The 17,409-nt window shown below is 44.7% G+C and carries 17 protein-coding genes; 11 read left to right on the plus strand and 6 right to left on the minus strand.

Annotated features, from left to right (window positions below):
- The first annotated feature begins 8 nt into the window (after positions 1–8).
- From ACOJUR_RS03325 to ACOJUR_RS03335, 3 genes are read left to right on the plus strand one after another with little or no spacing between them, the layout of a single operon-like run.
- Positions 9–995, plus strand: coding sequence for an NAD(P)H-quinone oxidoreductase (locus ACOJUR_RS03325; protein WP_072873035.1), 987 nt, complete (start codon positions 9–11; stop codon positions 993–995).
- Between the two features lie 38 nt (positions 996–1,033).
- Positions 1,034–1,321 (plus strand): 4a-hydroxytetrahydrobiopterin dehydratase, encoded by a 288-nt coding sequence (locus tag ACOJUR_RS03330; RefSeq protein ID WP_072873036.1) that lies wholly within the window; start codon positions 1,034–1,036, stop codon positions 1,319–1,321.
- 37 nt (positions 1,322–1,358) lie between these two features.
- The gene (locus ACOJUR_RS03335) at positions 1,359–1,904 is read left to right on the plus strand and encodes a CcdC protein domain-containing protein (protein WP_255567423.1); all 546 of its coding nucleotides are present in this window, start codon (positions 1,359–1,361) and stop codon (positions 1,902–1,904) included.
- Here the strand turns inward: ACOJUR_RS03335 and ACOJUR_RS03340 are convergent.
- The gene (locus ACOJUR_RS03340) at positions 1,879–3,522 is read right to left on the minus strand and encodes an ATP-binding cassette domain-containing protein (RefSeq protein ID WP_420949245.1); all 1,644 of its coding nucleotides are present in this window, start codon (positions 3,520–3,522) and stop codon (positions 1,879–1,881) included. The genes ACOJUR_RS03335 and ACOJUR_RS03340 overlap by 26 nt on opposite strands.
- Positions 3,519–4,391, minus strand: coding sequence for an ABC transporter ATP-binding protein (locus ACOJUR_RS03345; RefSeq protein ID WP_420949246.1), 873 nt, complete (start codon positions 4,389–4,391; stop codon positions 3,519–3,521). The genes ACOJUR_RS03340 and ACOJUR_RS03345 overlap by 4 nt, the downstream gene beginning before the upstream one ends.
- Positions 4,392–4,492: 101 nt before the next feature.
- Between ACOJUR_RS03345 and ACOJUR_RS03350 the strand changes: the two genes are divergently transcribed.
- The gene (locus ACOJUR_RS03350) at positions 4,493–5,089 is read left to right on the plus strand and encodes a biotin transporter BioY (protein WP_072873040.1); all 597 of its coding nucleotides are present in this window, start codon (positions 4,493–4,495) and stop codon (positions 5,087–5,089) included.
- 32 nt (positions 5,090–5,121) lie between these two features.
- Here ACOJUR_RS03350 and ACOJUR_RS03355 read toward each other — a convergent pair whose 3' ends face one another.
- Positions 5,122–5,805 carry a GntR family transcriptional regulator gene (locus tag ACOJUR_RS03355; RefSeq protein WP_420949247.1) on the minus strand — a complete coding sequence of 228 codons (684 nt, stop codon included), beginning with the start codon at positions 5,803–5,805 and terminating at the stop codon, positions 5,122–5,124.
- 265 nt (positions 5,806–6,070) lie between these two features.
- Here ACOJUR_RS03355 and ACOJUR_RS03360 point away from each other — a divergent pair, with 265 nt between their 5' ends.
- A complete protein-coding gene (locus ACOJUR_RS03360; RefSeq protein ID WP_420949248.1) occupies positions 6,071–7,846 on the plus strand; it encodes a peptide ABC transporter substrate-binding protein in 1,776 nt (591 codons plus the stop codon).
- A 58-nt stretch (positions 7,847–7,904) separates the two neighbouring features.
- Positions 7,905–8,621, plus strand: coding sequence for a creatininase family protein (locus ACOJUR_RS03365; RefSeq protein WP_420949249.1), 717 nt, complete (start codon positions 7,905–7,907; stop codon positions 8,619–8,621).
- Positions 8,622–8,666: 45 nt separating this feature from the next.
- Here the strand turns inward: ACOJUR_RS03365 and ACOJUR_RS03370 are convergent, their stop codons facing one another.
- The gene (locus tag ACOJUR_RS03370) at positions 8,667–9,206 is read right to left on the minus strand and encodes a mismatch-specific DNA-glycosylase (RefSeq protein ID WP_072873043.1); all 540 of its coding nucleotides are present in this window, start codon (positions 9,204–9,206) and stop codon (positions 8,667–8,669) included.
- 225 nt (positions 9,207–9,431) lie between these two features.
- On the opposite strand from ACOJUR_RS03370, the gene ACOJUR_RS03375 reads away from it, so the two are divergent.
- Complete coding sequence (locus ACOJUR_RS03375; protein WP_420949250.1) at positions 9,432–11,840, plus strand: alpha-amylase family glycosyl hydrolase; 2,409 nt, start codon at positions 9,432–9,434, stop codon at positions 11,838–11,840.
- A gap of 80 nt (positions 11,841–11,920) precedes the next feature.
- On the opposite strand, the gene glnA is transcribed toward ACOJUR_RS03375, so the two are convergent.
- Complete coding sequence (glnA, locus tag ACOJUR_RS03380) at positions 11,921–13,345, minus strand: type I glutamate--ammonia ligase (protein WP_420949251.1); 1,425 nt, start codon at positions 13,343–13,345, stop codon at positions 11,921–11,923.
- Positions 13,346–13,527: 182 nt separating this feature from the next.
- On the opposite strand from glnA, the gene ACOJUR_RS03385 reads away from it, so the two are divergent.
- From ACOJUR_RS03385 to proC, 3 genes are all read left to right on the plus strand, one after another.
- On the plus strand, positions 13,528–14,307 hold the full coding sequence (locus ACOJUR_RS03385) for an alpha/beta hydrolase (protein ID WP_203115041.1): 780 nt from the start codon (positions 13,528–13,530) through the stop codon (positions 14,305–14,307).
- A 5-nt stretch (positions 14,308–14,312) separates the two neighbouring features.
- The gene (locus tag ACOJUR_RS03390; RefSeq protein ID WP_420949252.1) at positions 14,313–14,813 is read left to right on the plus strand and encodes an NUDIX hydrolase; all 501 of its coding nucleotides are present in this window, start codon (positions 14,313–14,315) and stop codon (positions 14,811–14,813) included.
- 206 nt (positions 14,814–15,019) lie between these two features.
- The gene (gene proC / locus ACOJUR_RS03395) at positions 15,020–15,898 is read left to right on the plus strand and encodes a pyrroline-5-carboxylate reductase (RefSeq protein WP_072873047.1); all 879 of its coding nucleotides are present in this window, start codon (positions 15,020–15,022) and stop codon (positions 15,896–15,898) included.
- A gap of 9 nt (positions 15,899–15,907) precedes the next feature.
- Here proC and ACOJUR_RS03400 read toward each other — a convergent pair whose 3' ends face one another.
- Positions 15,908–16,402: a MogA/MoaB family molybdenum cofactor biosynthesis protein gene (locus ACOJUR_RS03400; protein ID WP_072873048.1), complete on the minus strand. Its 495-nt coding sequence runs from the start codon at positions 16,400–16,402 to the stop codon at positions 15,908–15,910.
- Positions 16,403–16,572: 170 nt separating this feature from the next.
- Between ACOJUR_RS03400 and ACOJUR_RS03405 the strand changes: the two genes are divergently transcribed.
- A complete protein-coding gene (locus ACOJUR_RS03405; RefSeq protein WP_420949253.1) occupies positions 16,573–17,388 on the plus strand; it encodes a dienelactone hydrolase family protein in 816 nt (271 codons plus the stop codon).
- Positions 17,389–17,409: the final 21 nt, after the last annotated feature.

The following is a 17,409-nucleotide window of genomic DNA, read 5'->3' on the forward strand; positions in this document are numbered from 1 at the left end:
TTGATGTTTTGCGAGCAGTAAGACAAGATACGTTTGGGGATGCAGACGTTCTCTATATTGGCGAGGCTTCTACACCGACGATTGGGTCTCACGATTTGCTTGTTCGTGTACATGCTACCGCTCTCAACCGAGCTGATCTTTTGCAACGTCGAGGATTTTATCCGCCTCCTCCTGGGGAATCAGAAATTCTGGGGCTCGAGATGGCTGGTGAAGTGGTGGAAGTCGGGGCAGATGTGGAAGGATTTACTTTGGGTAGCCGTGTGGCTGCGCTGTTGCCAGGTGGTGGGTATGCGGAGTATGTCAAAATTCCCGCGGGAATGGCCATGCCATTGCCAGACTCGATGTCTTATGAACAAGGTGCAGCGATACCAGAAGCCTTTCTAACCGCGTATCTCAATTTGTTTTGGTTGGGAAAAGTACGTAAAGAAAACACTGTTCTGGTTCATGCTGGTGCCAGTGGGGTAGGAACTTCAGCCTTACAATTGATTCGTGAGGTGGGAGCGATTGCATTGGTCACCGCAGGTTCGGCAGAGAAAATTTCGGTCTGCAAAAAACTGGGTGCTGTAGCGGGCTGGAATTACAAAGAGGGTCCATTTTTGCCTTTTGTGCAAAAAGAGACAGATGGACGCGGTGTGGATATCATACTGGATTTTATCGGGGCTAACTATTTTGCAGAAAACATTCAATCTTTGGCTGTCGATGGACGTTTGATTGTCATTGGAACGATGGGTGGAACGCAAGTTCAGCAGCTTGATCTAGGTTATTTGTTGCAAAGACGTCTGCAAATTATTGGGACAGCATTACGATCACGGTCGGTGAGCGAGAAAATTCGTCTGACTCGTGAATTCTATCAATTTGCACGGGATGGCTTGAATGAAGGACGAATTGCTCCGCTGGTGGATACTGTTTTTGATTGGACAGAGGTCGCTAAAGCGCATGCCTACATGGAGTCCAATCAAAATATGGGTAAAATTGTCCTGCGTGTGTCTGGATAAAAATTCAAGAAGCACTTCTGCATTGAAGGAGAGAGGGTATGGATACACCTGTCATCGAAGAAGTGTTACAGGAATGGTTACAAGAACATCGTGATTGGAGTCGACAGGATAAGCGAATTCGTAAACGATTCCGATTTAAAACTTTTCCTGAATCTATACAATTTGTCAACCAAGTGGCGGAGATTGCAGAGGAACACAATCATCACCCGTTTATTCAGATTGATTTTCGCGTAGTAACATTAGAACTGACATCCTGGCACGCAAGAGGTATAACAGTATTAGATCTTCAACTGGCTGACAAGTATGATGCACTTGTAGAAGACTGAGAGAGGCGGATGCCCCCTGGGAAGTATAGTCAGTATCATTGTAGTCGTTTTGTTGCTTCTTTTTTCACTCTATATGCGTACTCGGCGTACACTAACCTATCAAAAAGCCAGCCGTACTTTACTCGTAACGAGATCGATCTTATTTGCTTTAGTGGCTGTATTGCTTCTTTCTGGCGCTACTTTGCATCCTATCCTCTTTCTCTACGCAGTGCTGGGTTTGGTAATTGGTTTTTTGCTAGCCTATTTAGCTTTGCGCGGCACTCGATTTGAACAACGTCAAGATGGAGTGTATTATCGCGCCAATCCCTGGATTGGCATGGTGGTTATTGCTCTTTTTGTGTTTCGCTTTGCCTATCGTTATATTGAACTGTATCAGAAAATTCGTCAGTCTGAGCTGCTTCATAACGTCAAACCAAGTGCACTCTCTACAACCAGCGATCCTCTGACTTTCTTTTTATTCTACTTGGTGATTGCTTATTATCTAGGTTATTATGTTTTCCTTTTGTTCCGGCTGCGTCGATTTAGCAAAGAAAAAGCGGCTGAACAAGAGTTGGTTCTCAGAGAAGAAATAGACAAACCGTAAGTGAGCTGGCAGTCAGTAACCAAAAAATATCCGATCTTTTGAGTTTCCAAGGGGATGGATGCACCGTGATGTCACGTAAGTGTACCATCCCCTTGGCATGCAATGCGTCACTTGTGTCTTCAGCCATTTGTAACAAAACAAGTAAAAATGGCACAAAGATATAGGGGAGACGCCAAAAACTGAGACGTTTTTTGAAGCGAGCCAGATGAATGATTTGAAATCTATGCCACTCTTCTTGAATATGAGGTAGAAAACGCAGTACATAAGCAGTCGCAAAAGAAAGTGCCGCTGTGGGCACACGCAGCTTGGAAAGTGGTTGTAAAATAGATGCAAGCGCCTGTTGGAGTTCAGCTTCACTGGTTGTAAATGGAACAATGAGACCAAGCGCAACGGCGGCTAACAAGCGTATGCTGGTCTGTAGGGCTTGCAGCATAGAAACTGGATGGAAGCCCAAATTGAGATATGGGTGAAAATGCAGGGACAAGCCTGCAAACAGAAGGGTAATCACAGACAGATAAAAGAGCGCTCGCATCTGGCGGAGCACAGACACTGGTGAAGCGCCGAGTAAAAATATAGACGACACAGCTATTGCCAAGCTAAGCAGGGTACCTGCCCAATCGTGAGTGAATAAACACCCTAACGTGACGAACCAAGTGCCTATCCAAAGTATGCGTAAGTCAATATGAGTCCGCCTCTGTGTTTTGCTGTTGGCTTCTTCTATTTCTCTTAATACACTTCTCCTATGCTGGTTTTCCATAAGCTCGTTTTCTGAATGAGGTTTACGCACCGTCCAACCTTCCATGAGGAAGTTGGCCACTTCTTCAGCGCTCAAAAGGCGTGTGTTTGGCACGTCTCGTCCTTCGGATATCCATTGAGACTGCAAGCGTAAAACCGTCGGTATTTCTATTCCAATTTCTTCTAGCCATTCGGGATGTAAGAATAGTTCAGATAAATGGCACTGGCGAATGTCTCCACCCTCCGCCAAGAGCAGAAACTGGTCAGCGACTGATAAAAACGCATCGATTTGATGAGTGGCAACCAGTACGCCGCCTTCTGGATGTTCCAGTTTCCAATTTTGAAGAGTTTCTATCAGTTTTTTAAGTGATTCACCATCTAATCCCACGGTAGGTTCATCACATAGCAGCCATTCGGCAGGTACAGAAGTCTCAACCGCAACTGCTGCCCTTCTTTTTTGACCGCCACTGAGTGAAAGTGGCGTTTGTTGCAGGAGCAAGGTTGGTAAACCTTGTTTGGACAATGCATAAGCCATCTCTTCTGATGATGGAGGTGTTTTGGCAAAAGGACTGTGACTGATGACAAATTCTTTGGCTAAGGTACTTGCCATCATGCTTTCCTCAGGGGATTGAAAAACAAGCGCAAATTTTTTTAACCATTCTTTGTCGTGTTCATTTTCTAGAGGTCTGTTGTTCATCCAAAGGCTTCCTGACTGTATCGGTAACAACCCTGCTACAACCTGTAGGAGACTGGATTTTCCCGATCCGATAGGTCCAAGCAAGACGTGGATTTTCCCTGATTCTACTTGTATTTGTAAGTTTTCAAATAGTGGTTTGGCTGTTCCTGCATGTTGAACTGTTACGTTCTCGAATTGTAAATTCACGAATGTACACCAGCACTTTCTAAGGACTGTATTTCTTGTAACGGCAATTCAGACCAAGGGATACCGCGGCGATATAACTCTTCTCCAACTTGTATGGAAAAGGGGGGAATATATCCTAGTTTTCTGCATGTGCTTGGCTGCCATGGACTTTCTTCTGAGTAAAAAAATGAACGAGCATGCCAGCCAGTGAGTAACGTTCCGTTTTGCACGATGGCGATTTCGTCAGCGTAAAAAATATCTTCTAATTGTTGAGTCATCCAGAGTATAGATAAATTGGTTTGGCGAACTTTTTTTTCAAGAAAGTTTAGTAACCGATGACGGATGGCTGGATTCAACATGGCGGCTCCTTCATCGACAATCAGTAAGTCAGGGTTGTCTAAAAGTGCAGAGGCAAATGAGAGAAGTTGTTTTTGCCCGCCAGAAAGTTTTTTTACCGGAGAATGAAGTGGTACAGACAACCCCAACTCTTCAAGCAGATCAGCTATTTGTTTGCCTGTATACGAACAGTTGCGAGCAGTTGCTAATTCATCAGCAACGGTTTCACCCAGGATTCCCGCTCCCAATCGCTGCGGAATATATCTTAAAATCATTGAAGAAGTGGAAGATACAGTTAAACTCCCTTCCAATATTGGTGATAGTCTGAGTAGGCCTCTGGCTAAGGTGGATTTTCCCCCACCGTTTGGTCCTAATACGACTAACCACTGACCTTTATATAATGTCAGATAGAGATTGTGCAATAGGACTACCCATCCGCGATGCGTCGGATAACCGAATGAAGCATTTTGAAGTTCTAACAAAACAGGTGTATCCAACTCTATTCCTCCAGCAATGATGTCGGTTGTTTCAATTGAAAGAAGGTCTACTTGCACTCTTTTAAACTTATGCTACAATCCAATTGTCAACCTATTAAATTTTATATATTAACAATCGGTTTGTCTACTTTGATAAACTGGGAAAGGATGAATTTCATTTGCGTATCACAGTTCGCGGCATCATTTTTAGTGCACTTTTTGCGGCATTATTAGCAGTTCTCAGTTTTGTTTCATTCAAACTGCCCTTTACTCCGGTACCCATTACATTGGAAAATTTGATGGTTATGCTCGCCGGGGCACTGTTAGGTGGTGGCTATGGATTTTTGAGTATGCTTTTGGTAGTGGTTCTAGTAGCCCTGGGTGTACCTATGCTGGATGGCAGCGGGGGAATTGGCGTGCTTGTTGGGCCGTCGGGTGGCTACGTTTGGATGTATCCTATCTGCGCATTACTTGCCGGTTATCTGATTCGCAGAGTGCGTGGTAACGGTCCAGTTTCCTTTGTTTGGATTGCCATCATAGCCTTTGTTTTTGGTGATTTGCTCTGTTATGTGACAGGGGTGGGTTGGCTAGCTCATCTGTATCATTTATCACTCTCCAAGGCATTGGTTCTAGCCGCTTATCCATATTTGCCTGGCGATGCAGCTAAAGCTGTCATCACAGCTTTGATTACGGTGCAGGTTCGCCGAGTCTTTCCTGTTGAACGTTTGGTTGGCAGTTCAAAAGTTAAACTCGCATCACCGGAAGTCAGCGCTTAAAAATACGAAGATGTTTTATAGATAGCGCATGGTTAGCCATGCGCTTCTTTTAGTTTGGATTCTAATTCTTTGAGAGTCGACAAATAATGCATATTTAACTCTTGAATGATCTTCTCTTTATCCCGGCTTGCCAGAGCGTCATACAAAATCTGATGAATCTCAACAACTCGATTTACTCTTTTGGGCAATTCGTTAGCAATGGTTAAAAACATTGCCCCAACCTGGCTGTCCATTTGGCTATGAGCTTGAATCAAACGAGAATGCTTAGACAAGCCAACAATCACTTTGTGAAACTCAATATCGCATGCAATCAGTTCTTCTGCATTTGCCTCTTGAACGGATTGCGCAAATCTTTCTAATGAGTGAGAGAGTGCTTGTAAATGCTCGTCTTGCAAATTTTCCAGACCCATTTCAATAGCATTGACTTCGAGCATCGCGCGAAACGTGTATATCTCGTAAGCGTCTCTTGCCGATAATATCGATACAGTAGCGCCCCTATTTACTTCATGTGTCACCAGACCTTCATTTTTCAACATCAGCAGCGCTTCTCGCACAGGACCACGTGAAACCTGCAAGTCCCGTGCTAAATGGACTTCATTGATACGTTGGCCAGGTTTGATAGTACCAGTTAAAATCATTTTGCGAATTTCTTTCACAACTTCGTTGGATAATGAGGTTCGATAAATTTTTCCTGCGGAGAACGAATCTATTGGCATAAAGCACCTCGGGTCTATGTTCGTCTAAAGCGTAATTTATTTCTTCAATCTATCTCACCTTATGAAACAAAGATTGTCAACCGCTCTTTTATGATTTGAATTTACAGATTTTTATGATATATTGAAAATGAAAACTGTTAACACTTATTTGGAGCTTGACAAAAAGGTCAGTGTTATCATTTTGCATACGAGATCGATCAAAACAAAGAGTAAATGAAAAGTAAGTGGGCGTTGGTTTCTTGAATGGAAAAGAGGGGGGTTTAGAGTGGGGAATCATTCCATGCGTAAAATATCTTCTATGGTATTCATTGGGTTGGGACTTTGTATGGCAGTAACAGGGTGCGCAAGTCAGACACCTTCAAAAGGAACGGCTGGGCAAACTGTCAATGGAACAGCACATCCAACGCCAGGGGGAACCATAATTTTTGCAGAGCCACCACAGGCGAATTTGAATTGGTTTTTCCCGCTTTTTAACATTCAGGATGATGGCGTTGATAATGCCCAATTCATCAACATGCTTTATAAACCGTTGCTTTGGATTAACAATCAATTCGAGATCGATTGGAATTCTTCCATTGCTAGTAAAATTACCTACAATCGCCAGGGGACTGTCTACCATGTTTTTATGAGTCCCAAATGGCACTGGTCTAATGGTCATCCTGTCACCAGCAAAGATATTCTTTTTTCTTGGCATGTCATTCAAGCTGCTTCTGCAGCAAACGCCCCTTCGCCATGGCCGTATGTTGGAGCTGGAACGGGGGATATTCCAAACGGCATAAAAAGTCTGAAAGCGAATGGTCCTTATGAATTTACTGTCACCTTGGATCATCCAGCCAATCAACAGTGGTTTATCTACAATGGATTGATTCAATTGACACCTTTACCAGCTAGTGCTTGGGACAAATATCAAAATATCCAGAAGGAGATTAAATATTTAGGTGACGAAGCTACTAATCCCATGTTTGATACTGTAGTTGACGGACCTTTTCAATTAGTGAGCGCTGTACCCAATCAGTCTTGGACAATTGTACCGAATCCGCGATACAGTGGCCATAAAAGTATCGTGAACAAAATTATTTTTCAGTATGAAGCTTCCAATACGGCAGAATTTTCCGGTCTGAGAACGGGGTCCATTAATGTAGGCTATCTGGATCCGAGTCAATACGGTTCACGACAAGCTCTTCTTTCCAAAGGTGAAGTGATCACACCTCAATATGCGTTTGGATATTTTGAAACACAATTGAACATGTTCCCTGGCTCACCTGTACGCCGTTTGTTTGACAAACTATATATTCGCCAAGCGTTACAAATGGGCATTGATAACGAAAGTATTGATCAAGCGGTCTATCATGGTTTTGCTCCTCCCTTGGACGGACCGATTCCGCAAATACCACATACTGCTTTTTTTGATAGTCAATTGAGTCAAAACCCATATCCTTATAACCCAGAAAAAGGGAAGCAGCTTCTGGAAGCCCATGGTTGGAAGTTAGTCAATGGTATCATGACCAAAGGGGCACAAAAATTGAAATTTACCATGATTTATGCTGCCGGATCGGCATCAGAACAAAATCAGGTAGAAATTATGAAACAAGACTGGGCACAAGAGGGAATTGACGTAACGCTAAAAAGCATGCCAGCCAGTACTCAGGAGTCGATTACCTACAACGCCAAAAATCCTGGAGATTGGGAGATGTCCAACGGACTTGCCTGGTTTTATAACGGGCCCGGCTATTATCCAAGCGGCGGACAGTTGTTTGCAACCAACGCTCCATCTGGATTTGGCTACAGCAATCCGGAGGAGGACGCCTTGATTGCTGCTACGCATCAACCTTACGCGACACCAGAAGAGGCTATGCAAGCATTTTACAAATATGAATATTTTACAGCCTTGCATCTGCCTGTTCTCTGGGATGGCAATGTGGCCACACTCGCAGTACATGCTCCCCAAGTGCATGGAACTGTTCAATACGGTAATGCTTTAACGGGATTTCCTCAGATGAATTATTGGTGGGTATCTTCTAACGCAGCAACATCGTCTTGAGTTAAGGATGTTATGTAGTTATCACATTTTGATTCGATAGGTGGTTAGAGATATGTACATGATGAAATTAACCCAACGAGAGTACGTACAACAGTTAAAAAAAGGGATAGACACCGTTCTCATTCCCATTGGCATGCTGGAGACACATGGGGAACACTGTGCTCTTGGTACGGACACACTGATTCCACGAGAGTTTGTCAAACGACTCGACGCTATTCTTGGTAAGCGTATCATGATGGCACCAGAGATTGCCTATGGGCATTCATGGGCATTGGCTCCGTTTCCTGGTACGATTGATGTCTCACAGCGAATTTTTACAGACTATGTACGTCATATCGGTGAGCAATTCTTTCATCAAGGATTTCGACATATTGTGCTGCTGAATGGACATGGTGGCAATATTTCGGCCCTCAATGAAGTGTCCGAATGTTTGGCCGATCTCGGTGCGTATGTGTTGACGATTCACTGGTGGCTCGATTATCGCGAACAGATTGCAGCTATTGCGCCTGCTGTCGGACACGCTGGAGAAGATGAAACTTCTTGTGTTCTGGCGATTGACGAGTCTTTGGTGGATATGAGTGTAGCTCATCATCATCAAGATACATTATCTAGGAAAATCAAATCGAAAAAGATGGGGTTGCGGATTTTTCCCCATGGAAACTCAGGGGATGCAACAGCAGCCAGTGTAGAAAAAGGAGAAAGAATTTATCAGTCATTGGTTCCATTGATGGTAAAAGATATTGAGGAACTTTGGGAGTTTGCTCAATCTGAATAATTGACTCTATGGGCTACGCATCCACTATACAACGACCGCCCTTCTTCAATTCTGGCGAGGCGGTCGATACCCTTTTTTGCGTAATTCCTCTACTTTTTTGGCCAATTCTTCATAAATAGAAGTTTGCACGGCAAAATCCATTCTCACTAAGCCGCTTGTCCCCGGAGCGACAAATTCCATCATGTCAGGCAATACAGTACACTCTTGAAAACCAAAATCAACTTTACTGCGTTCAGCGTATTTTTGGTAGACGCCTTTTCCCACAAAACAAGCAATGATAGGTTTGTAAAGAGAAAGTTTATCTTTGAGTATAAGTCTGCCTGCTCGCCATTCCTCAGGTCGGATTTCATCTGCTCGTTTCGTAGTGCGAGCTACGATATTGGTAAATCCATATCCATACCAAGCCAGCATATGGGGGTTATCAGAGGGAGGGTGTAAGATGGGGGTCAAACCCGATGAATGCAAGAGACGATAAAAACGATTGCTGCGATGAGCGTATGGAAAACCTGTAGCTGATGATGTTGGCGAAGGATTAAATCCAATAAATACGACGACTAATCCTCGATGTAAAAGATCGTTGATCATAAAATGGTGTCACGCTCCTACCGTTATTCTCCCCATGTCGAATGTAAACGTCAACTTTTTCAAATCAATGCTGAAAGTTTAACCATCCCTGCTTATTCGAAATGAGCAAGAAAATAAGGATTTACTATTGACAGACAAATAATTTGTAATATTCTTAAAATTATCATCAAATATTTCTGATTAGAAAGTGAGGGAAGTTCGGTGAATGCAAATTTTCGCACCTTAATGCAAACGTTTGCATTTGTTGGAGCATCAACTTTTGCTTGTGTATCAACAGCTTGGGTCAATCCGGCAGATATTGTGCAGGCATCCACTAGTGTAGACAGTAATGCTTTGTTTTCCGATCAAGGGCCACTTTATTTTACACCACAGGAACCTACTTCGAATCAACCGATTACAGTAACGCTTCGAGCTTCAGCAGGAAATTTAAGCAGTGCTAATGTCGTTGTATACAACACTGCATCGGGATCGACCACGTACTATCCGATGTCTCTGGAAGGAAACGACGTCAATGGGGTCTATGAATTTTGGTCGGCTACCCTGCCTGCTACGTCTAACACGGAGTACTATTATTTTCAAGCGAATGATGGTTCCTCAACCGTTTATTACAATGCTTCCGGTGCTACTTCTACAGCCTATCCAACACCAACTTTTTCCGGAAATCAATGGAACACATATGATGACTTTGTTATCAGTCCGAATTTTAGCACGCCAAGTTGGGCCCAGAATGGTGTGATGTATCAAATTTTTGTCGATCGTTTTTTTGATGGAGATGTCAGTAATGACGTTACGAATGGCGAGTATTCTTGGTATGGGCATCCGACTGTACAGCTTAGTTGGGGGCAAGACCCTGAATTGGGCGATCCCGGTGGGGCAGATCAGGTAGCCTTTGCTGGTGGAGATTTAGAGGGTGTTGCCGATAAATTGAATTATATTGAGCATACGTTGGGAGCCAATATTCTCTATCTTTCACCAGTATTTACGGCAAATACTAACCATAAATATGATGTGCAAAATTATTTTCAAGTTGATCCGCATTTCGGAGGTAACAGTGCTCTGGAAACCTTAATTTCGGATGCCCACAATACTTTCGACAATGCTGGACAACAGGGACGAGTCATCTTGGATGGCGTATTTAATCATACTGGGGCTTCGAACTCTTGGTTTACGAGTGCACAGTCCAGTCAATCCAGCCCTTATTATAATTGGTATACCTTTACCAATTGGCCATCTCAATATGCTACTTTTGCAGGGGTATCCAATCTTCCCAAACTCAATTATGGTTCTTCTTCCTTACAGAATGAAATTCTCTCTGTCGCCGATACCTATCTCGAACCCCCATTCGATGCGGATGGATGGCGGCTTGATGCACCTGGACATATCGGTGCAAATGGATATGATCCAGAAGCAAATGGAAATTATAACGATCCAACGAATCATGCTTTTTGGGAAAGCTTTCGTCAAAGTGTCAAGTCGGTCAATCCTAATGCCTTTATTTTTGGGGAGTGGTTCGAAGGGTCACAACCTGAGGAATGGTTGAACAATGGTAATCAATGGGATGGTTCAGTCAATTATAATGGATTTTTACAACCGGCCTCAGAGTGGATTACTGGATATGATGATGGCTTTAACGCAAACTCTATCTCTCCAACCACACTGGAAAGTTGGCTGGTTGGAACGCTCAATAGTGTTCCAAGAGCTGCTCAATTGGCTCAAGTCAACGAATTAAGTACACAAGATGTGCCGAGATTTGCGGAACGTGCTGCAGAAACTATCAATTACAAAACCTATACTACGCCCAGTGGCGGAACAGTCACCTATCCGTATGGTGGAACACCGAATCTATGGAAAGATTATCTTGGCGCCTTTTTACAATTTACGTATGTCGGTATCCCTACCATTTATTATGGTGATGAATATGGCATGATGGGTGGCGGAAATAATGATGCAGGGAAACGTTGGACATTTGATTGGAGCCAAGTGGCCAATGGTGGCAATAGTGTCTTTCAACTCTACCAACAATTGATTGCGATGCGTCATCAATATCCCGCGTTGACAGACGGATCGTTTATGCCTTTGGTAGCAGATGACAACAGCAATATTTTTGCTTTTGCGCGCATGGATGGACAGCAAAGAATCATTGTTGTTTTGAATAATTCCAATGGTACGGAAACGGAAACCATTCCTGTCTATGAGGCCGGATCGCCCTATAATAGTAGTTTTACTAATATTACGCCGCTTGTTGGTGGGGCTTCGGAAGCTTCTTCAGTCAGTGTGGATGGTCAGGGTAACATTAGTGTCACCGTGCCTGGACATTATGCGGAAATTTTGGTGCAACAAGGTGGACCATTGACAGCGGTAAGCACAAACCCTGCGCCTTTGGTGGCAGGTCAGCAGGCGACGATTACGTACGATGGTCCGTTGGCCAGCACAGCTTCTTCATTAACAATGCATTGGGGATACAACAATTGGAATGGTATTACGAATACAGTCATGACTCGCCAGTCGAATGGGGAATGGACAGCTGTCATCACTGTGCCTAATGGCAGTGTTTTGAATGCGGCATTTGAAGATAGTAATGGAGATTGGGATAATGATAACTCTCAGAATTACAAATTTCCTATCTCATCTTAAAATGAATAAAAAACATAAAAAAACAGCGAGGGAGAATCCTGCCTCGCTGTTTTTTCTATAGCATGAGTAAAATGCACGAATTATAGATCGAGATAGAGATGGAATTCATACGGGTGTGGTCGTTGTGCAAGAGGTTGTACTTCACTTGAGCGTTTCAGATCAATCCAGTTTTGGATGAAATCTTTAGTGAAGACACCTCCGCGCAACAGAAATTCGTGATCAGCCTGCAGAGCATCGAGCGCTTCTTCCAATGAACCAGGAACATTCTGAATCGAAGCTTTTTCTTCTGCATTCAATTCGTAGATGTTTTTATCAATTGGCCCAAAACCAAGTTGGGTGGGGTCGAGTTTTCGCTCAATGCCGTCTAAACCTGCCATGAGCATTGCGGCAAACGCTAAGTAAGGATTGGCAGTACCGTCCGGGGTACGGAACTCAATACGGGCTGATTTGGGTGTGACTGCAGCAACAGGAACACGTATGGCGGCGCTGCGATTTCCTTTTGAGTAAACCAAATTGATGGGAGCTTCAAATCCGGGCACTAGACGTTTGTATGAGTTGGTACTCGGGTTGGCGAAAGCGAGCAGAGCAGGAGCATGAGAGAGAATGCCAGCGATGTAATGACGCGCCAGAGCACTCAAATTACCGTATTGACCTTCCTCAAAGAAGAGTGGCTGATTACCGTTGAAAAGGCTTTGATGCACATGCATGCCAGAACCGTTGTCGCCCAGAATCGGTTTGGGCATAAAGGTAGCAACTTTACCGTATTTACGTGCTACTTGACGGACGATATATTTGTACATCATGACGGTATCGCCGGTTTTGGTCAATGTATGGAAACGGAAGTTGATTTCTGCCTGTCCGGCAGTAGCCACTTCATGATGGTGACGTTCAACGCGAATGCCTGCTTTCATAAGTTCCTTGACAATTTCCGTACGGATATCCTGCTGAGTATCCGTTGGCGGGAGAGGGAAATAACCGCCTTTGTTTTTTACTTTATAAGCCAAATTGGCTTCTCCACCACGACCGCTGTTCCAAAATGCTTCCTCGGAGTCAATGGCATAGAAAGCGCCTGATGGAGAACTGTCATAACGGACATCGTCGAGAAGGAAAAATTCCAATTCCGGTCCGAAATAGGCTGCATCCGCAATGCCTGAGTCCTGCAAGAATTTCTCTGCTTTTTCAGCAATGAATCGCGGATCGCGTTCATAGCGAGTACCGTTGGGTTCATAGACTGTGCACATCAGACCGAGCGTGGGCGCAGCCATGAACGGATCGACATAAGCGCTCTCCAAAACAGGTCGCATGACCATGTCGCTCTCCTCAATGCCACGAAAACCTTGAATACTCGAACCGTCAAAAGCGATGCCATTTTCCAGCATTTCAACGTCAACTTCCACGGCAGGCACTGTCACATGATGTTGTCTGCCAGGCACATCAACAATTCGAAAATCAACCATTTCAATTTGATTTCTTTTTATAAGGTCTAAAACTTCCTGAGCAGTCACGGACGGATTCCTCTCCTCACCTTTATACTCAAATGCACATGTTTTGATGATAGAAGGAGAAAGGTAAGAACGTCAAGGTGATATGTTAGGAAACCTAACATATCATTTGAGGATTTTGTCGAAATGATGAGCCGGGAGAAAGTGGTATGATGGAAGTATCAGGATGAGTGGAGGTTGAAGCAATGCAGTCAGCAATCAGTCTCAATGTGGACGGAAACACGCTGCGCGGTATGCAACATTGGCCGGACGAGGCGTTTCTTGGCAAGCCCATACAATCGTTTCCAGCTATCATTCTGTTCCATGGCTTTACAGCCAACAAGTTGCAGGAACATCGCCTTTTTTTGAAAATCAGTCGTCGATTGTGCGCTCTTGGCATCGCTTCATTTCGATTTGATTTTTCTGGCAGTGGTGAGAGTGATGGAGATTTTGAAGAGATGACTGTTCGTAAAGAAGTTCAAGAAGCTCATGCGATACTCGACTTTGTCCAATCTTTGCCCTCCATTCAAAGACATCGTGTGATGTTGCTTGGTTTAAGCATGGGGGGATTGGTAGCTGGCATAGTCGCTGGAGAACGGCCGCAAGATGTAGAACGCCTGATATTGCTTTCGGCCGCCGGAAATATGCGGGAACTGATTCAGGCAGCCATGGGTGAGCATCCGCCAGAACGCATCAGTCCAATTTTGTACGATCGCGATGGTGATTTGATTGGCTGGGATTTTTATGATGATTTAATGACCATTGATGGTTTTGCCTGTGCTCAACCTTACCAGGGTCCGGTGTTGGTCGTGCATGGAACTGAAGATCAGGCAGTTCCGTTTGCAATCGCTGAGCAGTACTGCAATGAAGTATTTCCAGGTCGCTCAAAACTGGTTCCTATTGAAGGGGCAGATCATACTTATAATCGATTGGATTGGGAACAACAGGTGTTGGATGCAATAGCGGCATTTGTGGTGGAGGGATAAACAAGGTGGCGTTTCATGTCAGGCTTGCTGTGCGGCGGGGCTTGCTGAAAATTTATGGTCTACTGCCGCGCGGTTTGACGAGCCGCCTCATCAAACTGGTTCATCCTAGTGTTCTTTTGGCGGTTGTGGGCGTGGTTTTCCGAACGGATGGTTCTTTTCTTCTTTTGCATCACAGTTATCACAAACCGCGTTGGCGATTGCCGGGAGGTTTGGTCAATCGAGGAGAATCGCTTCAAGATGCTGTCTGCCGTGAGATATTAGAAGAAGCAGGCTGTCTTGTAGAAACTCTCTCTTTTATAGACGCTGCATCGCTTGCATACTCCTATGATGTGGCTTGGTTGTTGCGTCTAGTCGAGGAACGGCCATTTTCTCCTTCCGCTGAGATTGTCGATCGCGTTTGGGTGGATTTTTCCCAACGCCAAGAATGGGGTCTTACAAAGGAACAGCTAGATTTTCTTGAAAAAGGTTACGAATTATGGAAAAAGACAGGATCGCCCTTGCCCTGAAATCTGAAATGCCATTCACAGACAGCAAGGACTCATGAGTTTGATGAAACAGTTCTTGCTGTTTTTGCATTGCATTTATATTCAAACTATTGTATTTTAATTGGAAATTCACACAAAAAGGGCGTTGTTCTGTTTTCAAAATAGTTATAGACGGACGATTGACCGCGCACTAACCTTTACCAGACAGAGAGATAGGAGTGGTGAACATGTTCAGCTTTAATGAGGCAGATATCCTTCCGCTAGGAAACAAGCCAGCCCCACGCTTGTTTTTACTGGGGGCAGGAGCTATGGCGGAAGCGTTTATTCGCGGCATTGTCCGTAAAGGGGCATTGCAGCCTGAACAGATCTATGTTCTCAATCGCAGCCGCGGTCAAAGATTGATGGAATTACAAGAAGAATACGGAGTGGTTCCTGCTAAAAGTTTGATAGATGCTGCAGATGCGGCGGTTGTGGTACTGGCAGTTAAACCTGCTGATGCCGCACAGGCGCTTGATGAGTTACGCCCCTATTTGCACGGTCAACTATTGATTTCCTTTGCAGCCGGTTTGTCAACAGAGTGGTTATTAGAAGCGATTGGCAACCAGGCAGCAGTTGTCCGCACCATGCCCAATTTACCGGTTGCAGTGGAATCGGGTGTGACGGCTGTCGCTTTTGCCGAACATGTCACCCATAAAGATCGATTATTGGCTCGCTTTTTGCTGGAGCAGGTGGGCGCGGTGGTGGAAATGGAAGAATCTCTATTGGATGCTGCGACTGCGTTCTCCGGAAGTGGACCTGGATTTGTATGTTATTTTTTAGAGGCTATGGAAGAAAGTGCTCGACGATTGGGTTTTGATGAGGAGACGGCGCGCGCACTATTGCTTCATACGGTGGCTGGAACAGCCAAAGTGCTTTTGGATTGGCAACTCTCGCCTGAAATTTTGCGCCGTCGCGTGACTTCGCCGCGCGGGACGACCCATGCTGGCCTGCAAGTTTTCGAACAATCTGGACTCAAAACATTCGTCAATGAAGCGTTGCAGGCGGCAGCAGCGCGATCGGCAGAAATGGGGAAACAGTTTAAAACAAAGGATAGACCTAAAGACTGAAGTGTTACTTTATGGATGTTCTGTCTTGCCACGAATCAGATCGATAGTATGTAAAAGTACCGGTTGGATAACCTGAAAACATTCGTTGACAGCTTTTGGACTGCCGGGGAAATTAATAATTAATGTCTGACGGATGACACCGACAACTTGCCTTGAAAGCATCGCGAAAGGTGTCTGGTTCAGACTATATTGGCGCATGGCTTCAGCCATTCCCGGCAGCGGCCGCTCAATGACTGACAAAGTTGCTTCTGGAGTCACATCACGCGGAGAAATTCCTGTCCCACCAGTGGTGGCTATGAGACAGACTTCCGGTACGGCAGCATATTCTTTCAATGAATGTGCAATAAACTGTTCTTCGTCGGGTAAGACGAGATGTTCATAGAGAACAAGAGGAAGAGATTCTATTTGTTGTATCAGCAGTGGCCCGCCAGCATCTTCCCGCTTGCCGGCGTAACATGAATCGCTGATGGTCATGACCACAAACTTTCGAGTCTGCTCTGGCATTCTCCATCCCCCATTCCTGTACCCTTTTGGATTTATTGTAAGTGTCCTGTAGGCAATCGACAACTTGTAAATAAAATCGAAAAAAGAGGAGTCGGTTATTTTGTTTCGAGTCTCTAAATTCGTTATCATAAAGGCTGTAGTGCTGATTTGATTTGAGGAGGTTATCATCAATGACGATTCAAGCTGATTGGATTCGCTATGGTGCAGATCTAGAGTATCTTGGATATTTAGCCGTGCCTGAACGTGTCAAAGGTCCCGTTCCGGCTGTCATTGTACTGCAGGAAATTTGGGGAGTGGACGATCACATCCAACACGTTGCACGACGTTTTGCGGAGGCAGGGTATGTGGCACTTTCGCCTGATTTATACGCTAAAAATGGTGAGCGGCCAGAAGCTTTGAGTGGCGAACGGATTGTCAAAGTGAAACATTTTCTCGAGACCGTACCACCCAGCGCTTGGAACAATCCTGAAGAACGGGATCGGGCTATGGATGCCCTGCCTGAGCCAGAGCGCACTGAAGTGCGTACGACGTTTGCAACCTTGTTTGGAGGTCTCGATCCGACGCGATACATACCGCAATTGAAAGCCAGCAGCCAATATTTGCGCGCTGAACAACCGTTGTCCAAAGGAGCCAAAGTGGGTTCTGTTGGCTTTTGTATGGGCGGGGCTCTTTCTGCAGTTTTGGCTACTGAAGATCCCGAATTGGCTGCAGCGGCTATATTCTACGGCAATGCACCAGCGAAAGAGAAAATTTCATCCATTCAATGTCCTGTATACGGTTTTTACGCGTCGCTTGATCCGCGAATTACCGATCAGGTTCCTGAGTTTGCCAAACAGATGCAAGAAGCAGGAAAGTCATTCCAATATAAAGTTTACGAAGGAGCCCATCACGCCTTCTTTAACGACACGCGTGCATCGTATCATATTGATGCAGCACGTGATTCTTTTGCCACGGTTCTGCAATTTTTTGCTGAACATTTGCGGTGATTGTAATATATGAACCAAACA

Origin of the sequence: Alicyclobacillus tolerans, from assembly GCF_048984885.1 — a bacterium.
Taxonomy (GTDB): Bacteria; Bacillota; Bacilli; order Alicyclobacillales; family Alicyclobacillaceae; genus Alicyclobacillus_I; species Alicyclobacillus_I tolerans.